This window comes from Achromobacter sp. RW408, from assembly GCF_003184165.1.
GTDB classification, from domain to species: Bacteria; Pseudomonadota; Gammaproteobacteria; order Burkholderiales; family Burkholderiaceae_B; genus Achromobacter; species Achromobacter xylosoxidans.
This window is the reverse complement of sequence record NZ_QHHO01000049.1, coordinates 1,775,490-1,788,171: the sequence shown is the minus strand read 5'-3', so window position 1 is coordinate 1,788,171 and position 12,682 is coordinate 1,775,490. Positions and strand designations below refer to the sequence as shown.

The 12,682-nt window shown below is 68.2% G+C and carries 9 protein-coding genes; 7 read left to right on the top strand and 2 right to left on the bottom strand.

The annotated features are described in order from the left end of the window. The first annotated feature begins 149 nt into the window (after positions 1 to 149). The 7 genes from DK459_RS27615 (at position 150) to DK459_RS27585 (ending at position 9,877) form a co-directional block, all read left to right on the top strand. On the top strand, positions 150 to 1,286 hold the full coding sequence (locus DK459_RS27615; RefSeq protein WP_006387746.1) for a polysaccharide biosynthesis/export family protein: 1,137 nt from the start codon (positions 150 to 152) through the stop codon (positions 1,284 to 1,286). Positions 1,287 to 1,391: 105 nt separating this feature from the next. Next, positions 1,392 to 3,653, top strand: a complete 2,262-nt coding sequence (locus DK459_RS27610; RefSeq protein ID WP_020928826.1) for a GNVR domain-containing protein — start codon at positions 1,392 to 1,394, stop codon at positions 3,651 to 3,653. Between the two features lie 18 nt (positions 3,654 to 3,671). Beyond that, positions 3,672 to 5,075: a phosphomannomutase/phosphoglucomutase gene (locus tag DK459_RS27605; protein ID WP_006387748.1), complete on the top strand. Its 1,404-nt coding sequence runs from the start codon at positions 3,672 to 3,674 to the stop codon at positions 5,073 to 5,075. A 13-nt stretch (positions 5,076 to 5,088) separates the two neighbouring features. Further along, the gene (pgi, locus tag DK459_RS27600; RefSeq protein ID WP_024069818.1) at positions 5,089 to 6,762 is read left to right on the top strand and encodes a glucose-6-phosphate isomerase; all 1,674 of its coding nucleotides are present in this window, start codon (positions 5,089 to 5,091) and stop codon (positions 6,760 to 6,762) included. Between the two features lie 12 nt (positions 6,763 to 6,774). After that, positions 6,775 to 7,827 carry a UDP-glucose 4-epimerase GalE gene (gene galE / locus DK459_RS27595; protein ID WP_006387750.1) on the top strand — a complete coding sequence of 351 codons (1,053 nt, stop codon included), beginning with the start codon at positions 6,775 to 6,777 and terminating at the stop codon, positions 7,825 to 7,827. A gap of 183 nt (positions 7,828 to 8,010) precedes the next feature. Continuing rightward, positions 8,011 to 8,958: a serine O-acetyltransferase EpsC gene (epsC, locus tag DK459_RS27590; protein WP_006387751.1), complete on the top strand. Its 948-nt coding sequence runs from the start codon at positions 8,011 to 8,013 to the stop codon at positions 8,956 to 8,958. A 91-nt stretch (positions 8,959 to 9,049) separates the two neighbouring features. Further along, positions 9,050 to 9,877: an NAD-dependent protein deacetylase gene (locus DK459_RS27585; RefSeq protein WP_024069817.1), complete on the top strand. Its 828-nt coding sequence runs from the start codon at positions 9,050 to 9,052 to the stop codon at positions 9,875 to 9,877. A 171-nt stretch (positions 9,878 to 10,048) separates the two neighbouring features. Here the strand turns inward: DK459_RS27585 and DK459_RS27580 are convergent, their stop codons facing one another. Continuing rightward, the gene (locus DK459_RS27580) at positions 10,049 to 10,903 is read right to left on the bottom strand and encodes an inositol monophosphatase family protein (protein WP_020928823.1); all 855 of its coding nucleotides are present in this window, start codon (positions 10,901 to 10,903) and stop codon (positions 10,049 to 10,051) included. Between the two features lie 199 nt (positions 10,904 to 11,102). Further along, positions 11,103 to 12,572 (bottom strand): NAD-dependent succinate-semialdehyde dehydrogenase, encoded by a 1,470-nt coding sequence (locus DK459_RS27575; RefSeq protein ID WP_024069816.1) that lies wholly within the window; start codon positions 12,570 to 12,572, stop codon positions 11,103 to 11,105. Positions 12,573 to 12,682 lie beyond the last annotated feature (110 nt).

Genomic DNA, 12,682 nt, shown 5'->3' with positions numbered 1-12,682 from the left:
CCCGGCGTACCCGAAACCTCCAAACGATGTAGGAGAAGGCTTAGGGCATCCGTCGAATGTGCGGGGGCGTGAAAAGAGAGTGGAATGTCGCAACCCGTTACGCATCGGGCTCCTTTCCAAGCAACGAAGTCATTCACTGTGGATCCGCCATGACGACATTTTTCGGAACGTTGAGCCGAGCCATCGCTGCCATCGCGCTCGTGTCCTCGCTGGGCGCTTGCGCCCTTTCTCCCGGCATGACCTTCAATTCCAAGCATCTCGTCGATCCGCTGGATCCGAATTCCGTGGCCGAGATCAAGGAAATCACGCCTTCGCTGGTGCTTGCCGATCACCGCGCCCGCCAGGCGCTGCTGGACAATGATGGCGTCTCGCGCCTGGTCGACAAGACCGAGCCCTATCGCATCGGCCCCGGGGACATCCTTTCGATCGTGGTCTGGGACCACCCCGAACTCGTACTTCCGACGCAAACCTACGCCATCGGCACCGGGGTGACCGAACTAGCCTTCGGGGATACCGCCTCGGGCATTCCGGGCTATACGGTCTCATCCTCTGGATACATCCAATTTCCCTATACGGGATTGCTGAAAGTGGCGGGGTTGACGGAACTGCAGGCGCGCAATCTCATAGTGAATAGTTCAGGCAAGTACATCCAGGATCCGCAGATCACGGTGCGGGTGCTGGGTTACCGCAGCAAGCGAGTCTACGTCGAGGGCGAGGTGAAAACGCCGGGCACCGTCGCGATCAACGACATCCCCATGACCCTGCTGGAAGCGATCAATCGCGCGGGCGGCATCCTGCCCACCGGCGATCGCAGCAGTGTCTATGTGATCCGTGACGGCAGGAAGACGCGCGTCAACCTGCCCGCCTTGATCGAGCGTGGCCAGGACCTGAACCAGGTGATGCTGAAGTCGGGCGACATCGTCCGGGTGACGCCGCGCGACGAAAGCAAGATTTTCGTGACGGGCGAAGTGACCACGCCCGCCGCGATAACGATGCGGGATGGAAGGCTGACGTTGAACGAAGCGCTGGGCGAGGCGGGAGGCCCCAACCAGCTGACCGCGGACTCGTCACAGGTTTTTGTGGTGCGCAGTACCGAGCAGGCGACGCCGCTGGTGTTCCATCTGAACGCGGCTTCGCCGCAGGCATACGCGGTGGCGGAGAAGTTCGAGTTGCAACCCAAGGACGTCGTCTTCGTGGACACGGCGGCGCTGGTGCGGTGGAACCGCTTCATCAGCAACCTGTTCCCGAGCGCGCAAACGGTGCAGACCGTGCATTCAATCAAGTAATCGACCCTCGGAACCCGCCTCGCGCCGCTGGACGCGCGCGGCGGGTCCCGGCCCACGCCTTTGGGGGCGTCGCGACCGCGGCGGCGCCTATTCTTGGAGAGCTGCATGTCGTTGCCTATCGAATCGTTCGAGCCCTCCGTCCCGGCTCGCCAGCAGGAAACCCCGCTGTCCTCGCACGTGGACGCCATTTTCTCCAATCGTTGGCTGATCATCGCCATCACGCTTATCGCGCTGCTGGGCGCGGTCACCTACGTCATGGTGACGCCTTCGGTCTATTCGGCCGACATCATCGTCCAGGTGGAGGAGGAGATGCCGCAAGGCCAGAGCCGCAGCCTGCTGGGCGACGTCTCGGCCATCTTCGACACCAAGGCCGAGACCTCGGGCGAAATGGAAGTGCTGCGTTCGCGCATGGTGGTGGGACCCGCCGTCGACAAGTTCATGCTGTACATCCACGCCAAGCCGCGCTATTTCCCGGTGGTCGGCGAGTGGCTGGCGCGGCGCTACGAAAGCCTGCCGTATCCATCGGGCCTGCCGCGCGGCGGCTATGCCTGGGGCGGCGAAACCATCCAGGTATCGCAGCTGGACGTGCCCAACGAATGGCTGGGCAAGCCCTTTCGCATCACCACCCTGGGTGAGGGCGCCTATACCCTGAGCGACAAGATCACCGGCGCCACGTTCAAGGGCACGGTTGGCAAGCCCGAACATTTCCTGCTGCCTGGCGGCGGCGCGCTGGACGTGCACATCGATGCGCTCAGCGGCCGGCCCGGCACTGAGTTCACCGTGTCGCGCACCTCGCGCCTGGCGGCGATCGAGGACGTGCAGTCGCGCCTGGGAATCTTCGAGCGTGGCCGCACCTCGGGCGTGATCGGCGTGACGCTGGAAGGCAACGATCCGGCGCTGACCACCGCGGTGCTGAACCAGATCGGCCAGGAATACGTGCAGCAGAACGTCAACCGCAAGTCGGCGCAGGCCGAGAAGTCGCTGGCGTTCCTGGACGAGCAGTTGCCGCAGCTCAAGCGCGAGCTGGACGCGGCCGAGACCAAGTACAACTCGCTGCGCAACAAGCGCGGCACCATCGACCTGAGCGAAGAGGCCAAGCTGATCCTGGCGCAGTCGGTCGACGCCCAGACCAAGGTGATGGAGCTGCGCGCGCGGCGCCAGGACATGATCACGCGGTTCGCGCCGACCCATCCCAGCATCATCGCGATCGATCGGCAGATCGCCTCGCTGACCGGCGACGTCAACCGCATCGGCAACAACATCAAGCAATTGCCCGATCTGGAGCAGGACGTGGTGCGGCTGGTGCGCGACGTGCGCGTCAACACCGAGCTGTACACCGGGCTGCTCAACAACGCGCAGCAGCTGCGCCTGATCCGCGCGGGCAAGGTCGGCAACGTGCGCATCCTCGATGCGGCGGTGCAGCCGGACAAGCCGGTGCGCCCCAAGGCCGCCATCATCATCGCCGTGGCCACGGCCATCGGCCTCATCTTCGGCCTGCTGTGCGCGTTCGTGCGCAATGCGCTGTTCGGCGGCCTGTCCGAGCCCGACGACGTCGAGCGCTACACCGGCCTGCCGGTGCTGGCCGCGATTCCGCACAGCGACCTGCAGGACAAGCTGTGGCGCCGCAGCCGGCGCAAGAACGCGACGGTGCCGGCGCTGCTGGCGCAGAGCCAGAGCACCGCGCCGCCGATCGAGAGCCTGCGGTCGTTCCGCAATGTGTTGCAGGCCTCGCTGCAGCAGTCCACCAACAACATGGTCATGTTCACCGGGCCGGTGGCCGGCGTCGGCAAATCGTTCCTGTCGGCCAACTTCGCCTTCATCCAGGGCGGGGTCGGCAAGCGGGTGCTGCTGATCGACGCCGATTTCCGCAAGGGCCAGTTGAACCGCTATTTCGGCGTGCCCAAGGAAGACGGCCTGTTCGAGGTGCTGTCTGGCACGCTGCCGCTGGAGCGGGTGCGCAAGCACAGCGTTTCCGAGGGCGTGGACTTCATCGCCACCGGCGCGGTCAGTTTCGATCCGTCGGAACTGCTGGCCTCGCCGATCTTCGGCCAGACCCTGCGTGAACTGGCCAGCCAGTACGACATGGTCATCCTGGACACCGCGCCGGTGCTGTCCTCGCCCGACGCGGCGGTGGTCGGCACCCACGCGGCCGCGGTCATGGTGGTGGTGCGCTCCGGCATGAACACCGTGGGCGAGATCCGCGAGACCGCCAAGCGCCTGATCCAGGCTGGCGCGCCGGTCGATGGGGTGCTGTTCAACGGCCTGAAGCTGATGCCCGAGCGTTTCGGCTTCCGCTCCAAATACGGCGGCTATCGCTACTCGCGGGCCGCCTACTACGGTGATTTCAAGCAGAACGGCCCCAAGTAACCTCCGCGGAGAACTGGCATGCATGGAACGTTTGGCTGGGAAACCCCGCAGATCCTGGATGCGGTCTTCAAGGCATACGACATACGCGGCACCGTGCCCGATGAAATCGACGCGCGCTTCGCCCACAGCCTGGGCATGGCGGCGGGCGCGCGGGCGCTGGAGCTGGGCGCGCGCGCCATGGTGGTCGGACGCGACGGTCGCCTGAGCAGCGTGGAGCTGGCGGCGGCGCTGCAGGCCGGGCTGCGCTCGGCCGGGCTGCACGTCATCGACATCGGCATGGCGACCACGCCCATGGTGTACTTCGCCACCCGCCTGATGGATACCGGCGCGGGCATCGCCGTCACCGGCAGCCACAACCCGCCGACCCACAACGGCTTCAAGATCGTGCTGGACGGCGCCTCGCTGTATGGCGAGGGCATCACCGCGCTGCGCGACGCGATGCGCCTGCCGATCGAATCGGCCAGCGTCGCCGGCGGCCGCACGCAGATGCAGATCCAGCCATGCTACGCGGCGCGGCTGGTCGGCGACATCCGCATGGCGCGGCCGATGAAGATCGCCATCGATTGCGGCAGCGGCGTGGCCGGCGCGGTGGCGCCCGCGTTGTTCCGCGCGCTGGGCTGCGAGGTCACGGAATTGTTCTGCGAGGTGGATGGGTCCTTTCCCGGACATCATCCGGACCCGGCCGATCCGCAGAACCTGCAGGACCTGATCTATTGCCTGCGCTACTCGGATTGCGAAGTGGGGCTGGCGTTCGACGGCGACGGCGACCGGCTGGGCGTGGTCACCAAGTCGGGCCAGATCATCTGGCCCGACCGGCAACTGATCCTGTTCGCGCGCGACGTGCTGGCGCGCAATCCGGGTGCGGAGATCCTCTACGACGTCAAGTGCAGCCGCCATGTGGCGCGCGCCATCGTCGAGGCCGGCGGCAAGGCCACCATGTGGAAGACGGGACACTCGCTGATCAAGGCCAAGATGCGCGAGACCGGCGCGCTGCTGGCCGGCGAAATGAGCGGCCACGTGTTTTTCAAGGAACGCTGGTACGGCTTTGACGACGGCATCTACGCCGCCGCGCGGCTGCTGGAGATCCTGTCGGCCGCGCCCAATCCCTCGGCGCTGCTGGAGAGCCTGCCGCAATCCTGCGCCACCCCGGAAATCAAGCTGGAAACCACCGAAGGCGAACAGTTCGAACTGGTGACGGCCCTGCGCGAAGGCGGGACGTTTCCCGGCGCGCTGTCCATCAACGACCTGGACGGGGTGCGTGTCGACTACGCCGACGGCTTCGGCCTGGCGAGGCCGTCCAACACCACGCCGACGGTGGTGCTGCGTTTCGAAGGAGACTCCGTGGCCGCCCTGGCCCGTATCGAGGAGGACTTCCGCAATGCGTTCCGGCGCGTTGCGCCTCATATCCGTTTACCGTTCTAAGGAGCATCACGCGATGGGAAAGGCGAATTTTGCGAGAGAGGCCCGGGCCGGGACCGAGGTGGACAGCCTGGCCGCCAGCCCCGAATGGCAGGCGTTCGCGCAGGCGGCGCGCGGCGCCGCGCTCGACGCGGCGGCGCTGAAGGTGATCGAGGCGGCCGGCCTGTGCGTGGACCTGACCATGCAGCGGCAGTCCGCCGCGCTGGACACGGCTGCCGCGGCCCTGCTGCGCGCCCGCGGACTGGACGCGGCGCGGCAGGCATTGTTCGCCGGCGGGCCGGTCAACTGGACCGAAGGCAAGCCGGCCTGGCACACCGCGCTGCGGGCCGGCCGCACGCGCGAACAGCCGGACGGGCAGGACCAGGATTCGGTGTGCGAGTACTCGCGCATGGCGGATTTCGTGCGGCGCATCGACCAGACCGCCGATTTTTCCTCGGTATTGCACGTGGGCATCGGCGGCAGCGACTGGGGGCCGCGCCTGGCGATCCAGGCCTTCGGCGGCCCGGGGCAGCGGCGCCAGATCCGTTTCGTCTCCAACATCGACGGCCACGCCTTCCATGACGCGGTGGCCGGGCTGGACCCGCGCCGCTGCCTGGTGGTGGTGTCGTCCAAGTCCTTCACCACCGCCGAAACGCTGCACAACGCCCGCGCCGCCATTGCCTGGCTCAAGCAGGGCGGGGTGGCCGACCCATCCACGCACCTGGCGGCGGTCACCGCCAACGTGCCGGCCGCGCGCGCCCTGGGCGTGCCGTCGAGCCAGGTGTTCCACATGTGCGATTGGGTCGGCGGGCGCTATTCCGTGTGGTCGGTGGCGGGCCTGTCGATCGCCCTGACCGTGGGGGTCGACGTGCTGATCGGCATGCGCGCCGGCGCCGAAGCCATGGACCAGCATTTCCAGCAGGCGCCCCTGGCGGCCAATGCGCCGGTGCAGCTGGCGCTGGCCGGACTGGTCAATTGCAGCGTGCTGGGCCACGGTTCGCTCAACATCGCCGCCTACAGCGCGCGCTTGCTGCACCTGGTGACCTATCTGCAGCAGCTGGAAATGGAATCGCTGGGCAAGCGCGTCGGCGGCGATGGCGCCGAGGTCGACGTGCCCACCGCGCCGATCATCTGGGGCATGCCGGGCACCGACGGCCAGCACACCTTCTTCCAGTGGCTGCACCAGAGCGCGCAGGGCGCGCCGGTCGATTTCATCGCCAGCCTGCAGGGCCATCCGGACAGTCCGGACGCCCATCGCATGCTGCTGGCCAACTGCCTGGCGCAGCGCCAGGCGCTGCTGCGCGGCAAGAGCCTGGAACAGGCGCTGCTGGACGTGGCCCAGGTCGATGATCCCGACAAGGCCTTGAGCCTGGCACACCACATGGTGCATCCGGGCGGGCGGCCCTCGACCCTGATCGTGCTGCGCCAGCTCGATCCGCGCGGCTTGGGCGCGTTGTTGGCGCTGTATGAGCACAAAGTGTTCGTGCAGAGCGTGGTATGGGGCGTCAACCCCTTCGACCAGTGGGGCGTGGAACTGGGCAAGCGGCTGGCCACCGGCATCGAGCGCGAGCTGGCGGTGCCGGTGTCGGCCGGCGTGGTCGACTGGGGCCACGACGCGTCCACCTCGTACTGGATCGACCGCTACCGCGGCCACGCCCAGGCGCCGCGCCCGCGCCATGCCTGGGTGCCGGGCGTGGCGGCGCATCTTTGAACGGAGAGCGGCATGACGGACATGCGCGTGCTGGTCACCGGCGGCGCCGGCTACATCGGCGCCCACACCCTGGTGGCGATGCTGGCGGCGGGCCAGCGGCCGCTGGTGCTGGACAACTTCAGCAACGGCAGCCCGGAGGCGGTGCGGCGGGTCGAGCGCCTGTGCGGCGCGTCGATCCCGTTGGTCGAGGGCGATATCCGCCAGACCGGGCTGGTGCAGGCGCTGCTGGCGCGCGAGGCGCGGCGCGGCGATCCGGTGCGGGCGGTGCTGCACCTGGCCGGCTGCAAGGCGGTCGGCGAATCGGTGGCCGATCCGCTCAAGTACTACGACAACAACGTGTCCGGCTCGGTGGCGCTGTTGCGCGCCATGCGCGAGGAGGGCGTGACGCGGCTGGTGTTCAGCTCGTCGGCCACCGTCTATGGCGAGCCGCGCGCGCTGCCGTTCACCGAGGCGCATCCGCTGGCGCCGGCCAACCCCTACGGCCGCAGCAAGCTGATGGTCGAACAGATGCTGCGCGACCTGTGCGCCGCCGAGCCGGCGTTCGGCGCGGTGACGCTGCGCTACTTCAACCCGATCGGCGCCCATCCCAGCGGCCAGATCGGCGAAAGCCCGCGCGACGTGCCCAACAACCTGTTTCCCTACATCACCCAGGTGGCGGTGGGGCGCCAGCCGTTCCTGAACGTGTTCGGCGATGACTACGCCACCGAGGACGGCACCGGCGTGCGCGATTACCTGCACGTCATGGACCTGGCGCAGGGCCACGTGCAGGCGCTGGCCTATGCCGCCGATCACGCGGGCTTCGTGGCGGTGAACCTGGGCACGGGGCAGGGCACCAGCGTGCTGGAACTGGTGCGCGCCTTCGAGCGGGTCAGCCAGCGCCGCATCCCGTTGCGCAAGGCGCCGCGCCGGGCCGGCGACATCGAGCGGATGTGGGCGGATCCCGCGCTGGCGGCGTCGCTGCTGGGCTGGCGCAGCACCCGCGGGGTCGAGGCCATGTGCGCCGATGGCTGGCGCTGGCAGCAGGGCAATCCGCACGGCTACGAGGGCGAGCCGCCCGCGCCATAACCCCAACGGCGTGTCGGATGGGTTCCGCGAAGCGGGCCGAGCGGTTACAGTTGACGGAAATATTGCGAAGCAGCATCGCCGCGCGGCCCGGCCGTCACGGGCGATGCACCGTCACCGAGGCACTGTCATGCTCGATTCCCTTCCGTCCGCCGGCCCGGCCGGCATCCTGCCGGGGCTGTTCCAATGAGCGGCCCGGCCTACCTTCCCACCGCCCACTGGAACCTGGACAGCATCGTCTCGGGCCTGCGCCAGGCGCGGGTGGCCTGGCGCGGCCCGCGCGGCCGCCTGCGCGAAGACGCCGGCCTGCGCGAGTTCCCGTCGCAGGAAGCCCTGCGCCAGATCATCAAGGACCTCTGTGGCGCCTTGTTCCCCATGCGGCTGGGGCCCATCGACCTGCGCGAGGAGGTCGAGGACTTCTACGTCGGCCACACCATCGGCGCGGCGCTCGATGCGCTGCTGCACCAGGTCAACCTGGAACTGCAATACGTCGGCCGCGACGATCCGGCGCAGCAGGCCGTTTCGCAGCAGCGCGCCATCGACATCGTGCGCCAGTTCGGCGCCGAATTGCCGCGGGTGCGCGCCGCGCTCGACCTGGACGTGACCGCCGCCTACCAGGGCGACCCGGCCGCGCACAGCGTCGACGAGGTGCTGCTGTGCTATCCGGGCGTGGCGGCCATGATCCACCACCGCCTGGCCAACGTGTTGTACCGCCTGGGCGTGCCGATGCTGGCCCGCATCGTGGCCGAGATCGCCCACGCCGACACCGGGATCGACATCCACCCGGGCGCCACCATCGGCCGCAGCTTCTTCATCGACCACGGCACCGGCGTGGTGATCGGCGAAACCGCCATCATCGGCGACCGCGTGCGGCTCTACCAGATGGTCACGCTGGGCGCCAAGCGCTTCCCGCCGGGCGAGAACGGCGAACTCAAGAAAGGCCTGGCGCGCCACCCGCTGATCGAAGATGATGTCGTCATCTACGCGGGCGCCACCATCCTGGGGCGCGTCACCATCGGCAAGGGTTCGACCATCGGCGGCAACGTCTGGCTTACGCGCAGCGTGCCGCCGGGCAGCAACGTCACCCAGGCCAGCCTGGTCAGCGACATGCCGGACTGCGGCCTGGGCGGCTGAGACGGCGTCCGCGTTTCGGCTGGGCGGCCCTGGCGCCGCCCGCTTCTCGCCCGGGCGGCGCTGACGCCCGGGATTCGCTACGGGAGCCTGGATGGACACACGTGTTTCGGATCTGGCCGCGCTGCGCGGCTTCGTCGACCGCCACCCGCGGCTGTTCGTGCTGACCGGGGCGGGCGTCAGCACCGATTCCGGCATCCCCGACTACCGTGACACCGACGGCGAATGGAAGCGTTCGCCGCCGATGACGCTGCAGACCTTCATGGGCGGCGAATACGCGCGCGCCCGCTACTGGGCCCGCAGCATGGTCGGTTGGCGCCGCTTCGGCCAGGTGCAGCCCAACGCCTCGCACCGCGCGCTGGCGCAATTGCAGCAGCGCGGCCGGGTGTCGATCCTGGTGACGCAGAATGTCGACGGGCTGCATGAAGCCGCGGGCAGCCGCGACGTGGTCGACCTGCATGGCCGGCTCGATCAGGTGCGCTGCATGAACTGCGACTGGCGCGGCCATCGCGATGCCTGGCAGCAAACGCTGCACCAGCGCAACCCCGGCTGGATCGCCTTCGAGGCCGACGACGCGCCCGATGGCGATGCCGACCTGGATGGCGTGGATTTCGCTTCGTTCCAGGTGCCGCCCTGTCCGGTCTGCGGCGGCATCGTCAAGCCCGACGTGGTGTTCTTCGGCGAAACCGTGCCGCGCGAGCGGGTCGACCGCGCCAACGCCGGCCTGATGGCGGCCGACGCGGTGCTGGTGGTGGGCTCGTCGCTGATGGTCTATTCGGGCTACCGCTTCGTCACGGCGGCCTCGCGCAACGGCATGCCGATCGCCGCCATCAACCTGGGCCGCACGCGGGCCGACAACCTGCTGACGCTGAAGGTCGAGCTGCCCAGCGCCATGGCCCTGGAGGCGCTGACAGCCCCCTAGAAGGGGACGGGGCGGCGGCCGGTTTTTGACCGGTTTAACCAAGTACCCGCCCTGTAAGGATTTTTTTGCGCCGTTACAGACCTTTCCATAGGGTTGTCCACAGATACTGTGGATAATTCCTAGGGATTACCCCGATTTTGCAAGGATTTCCCGGTGTGTTGGCGGGGATTGTCAAGCCTCGGCGTCGGCAATCGCATCGCCCAGCAGCGCCTTGCGCGCGGCATGCCAGCTGCCCGCGTCGGGGGCGTACAGCAGCCCGCCGCTGCGGTGGGTGGGCTTGTAGGGCGAGCCGTCGAAGCGCGCCGCGTAGCCGCCGGCCTCGCGGTGCAGCAGCCAGCCGGCCGCGTGGTCCCAGGCAGTCAGCTGGTTGTACAGGGCGACGTGGCTGTGGCCGGCCGCCAGCATGCGGTATTCATGGGCGGCGCAGCGCAGGCTGGCGGTGCTGCCCAGGCGCGACAGGTTGCCGTTGACGGTGGTGCGCAGCGGCTCGGGCAGGGCGCCGGTCGAGATCAGGCCGTCCATGTCCTCGGGCGGCGCGGGGCTGGCCACGGCCAGCGGCGCCTGCTTGCCGCTCTCGTACTCCATCCAGGCGCCTTCGCCGCGCACCGCCAGCGCGCTGTCGCGGTTGACCGGGTCGTAGATCACGCCGGCGATCACGTCGCCGCGATGACAGGCGGCGATCATCATGCCGAACAGCGGCAGGCCGGCAACGTAGTTGCGGGTGCCGTCGATGGGATCGATCAGGAACGCCAGGTCGGCGTCGACCAGCATGTTCAGCAGGGCCGGATTGCGGGTCGAGGCTTCCTCGCCGATCAGCACCGCGCCCGGGTGCAGCCTGGCCAGGCGCGCGGCGATCAGGCGCTCGGCGGCCTCGTCGGCATCGGTGACCAGGTCGCGCGGCGAGCTCTTGTCGCGCACGCTGCCCTCGGGCAGGTTGCGAAAACGCGGCATGACCTCCGCCTGCGCGGCCTCGGCCAAAATGCCGGCCAGCTTGCGGGTGTCCTCACGGGTAAAAGTTCTGCTCATGGTCGCTCGTCCAGGGAACGCGCAAATCTATCACGCCTGGGCGGCATTTGATCGCGATTTATAACCGCATGAACTCAAAGGGGATTTTGTACCTGTGCAGGAGTTATCTGCCAGGTTGTCCACAATTCCTGGGGATAAACGGGACCGGAGCCCCGTTTATCTTCCCCCCGGGCGGGCGCCCGGGGGAGGCAGGACGCGCTCAGGCGCCCAGGTCAACGCAGAGGTACTTGATCTCGAGGTATTCCTCGATGCCGTACTTGGAGCCTTCGCGGCCCAGGCCGGACTGCTTGACGCCGCCGAAGGGGCCGACTTCGTTGGAGATCAGGCCGGTGTTGATGCCGACGATGCCGTATTCCAGCGCCTCGGACACGCGCCAGATGCGGGCGTAGTCGCGGGTGAAGAAGTAGGCGGCCAGGCCGAAGATGGTGTCGTTGGCCATGCCGATGACTTCTTCCTCGGACTCGAAGCGGAACAGCGGCGCCACCGGGCCGAAGGTTTCCTCGGTCGCGAAGCGCATCGACTGGGTCACGTCGCGCACCACGGTCGGCTCGAAGAACGTGCCGCCCAGCGCATGCGGCTTGCCGCCGGCGATGACCTTGGCGCCGTGCGCGGTGGCGTCGGCGATGTGTTCCTGCACCTTCTCGATGGCGTTGGCATCGATCAGCGGACCTTGCGTCACGCCGTCCTCGAAGCCGTCGCCGACCTTCATGGCGTTGACCTTGGCCACCAGGCGCTTGGCGATTTCCTCGTACACGCCGGCCTGCACGTAGATGCGGTTGGCGCAGACGCAGGTCTGGCCGGCGTTGCGATACTTGGAGGCCAGGATGCCGTCGACCGCGCGGTCCAGGTCGGCGTCGTCGAACACGATGAAGGGCGCGTTGCCCCCCAGTTCCAGCGACAGCTTCTTGATGGTGGGGGCGCATTGCTCCATCAGCGTGCGGCCGACTTCGGTCGAACCGGTGAAGCTCAGCTTGCGCACCACGTCGCTTTCGCACAGCGCCGCGCCGATCTCGCGCGAGCTGCCGGTGATGACGTGGAACACGCCGGCCGGCACGCCGGCCTCTTCGGCCAGCACCGCCAGCGCCAGCGCGGTCAGCGGCGTCTGCTGGGCGGGCTTGACCACCATGGTGCAGCCGGCGGCCAGGGCCGGGCCGACCTTGCGGGTGATCATGGCGGCGGGGAAGTTCCACGGCGTGATGGCGGCGGTGACGCCGATCGGCTGCTTCAGGGCCAGCAGGCGCTGGCCGGCCTTGGGGCTTTGCAGCACGTCGCCGTCGATGCGCTTGGCTTCCTCGGCGAACCATTCCAGGAACGAGGCGGCGTAGGCGATTTCGCCGGCGGCCTCGGTCACGGGCTTGCCCTGTTCCGAGGTCATGATGGCGGCCAGGTCCTGCTGGTTCTGCATCATCAGCTGGGCCCACTTCAGCAGGATCGCGGCGCGTTCCTTGCCGGTCTTGGCGCTCCAGGCGGGCAGGGCGGCCTCGGCGCTGGCGATGGCCTGCTCGGTCTCCTTGCGGCCCAGCTTGGGCACCGACACGATGGTCTTGCCGGTGGAAGGATTGTCCACGGGAATGGACGGGCCGTTGCCGGCGGATACCCACTTGCCGTCGATGTAGCAGGCGTCGCGCAGCAGTTCCGGGCGCGACAGGGGATGGGTCAATGACGTCATTGCAATAGTCTCCTCTATAGGAACGCGGCCGCCGGGGAGGAACTGACGCGGGCGCAGCGGAAATCCGCTACGCCCGCAATCGCCGTGCCCGACGGCCGCAAAACCGGATG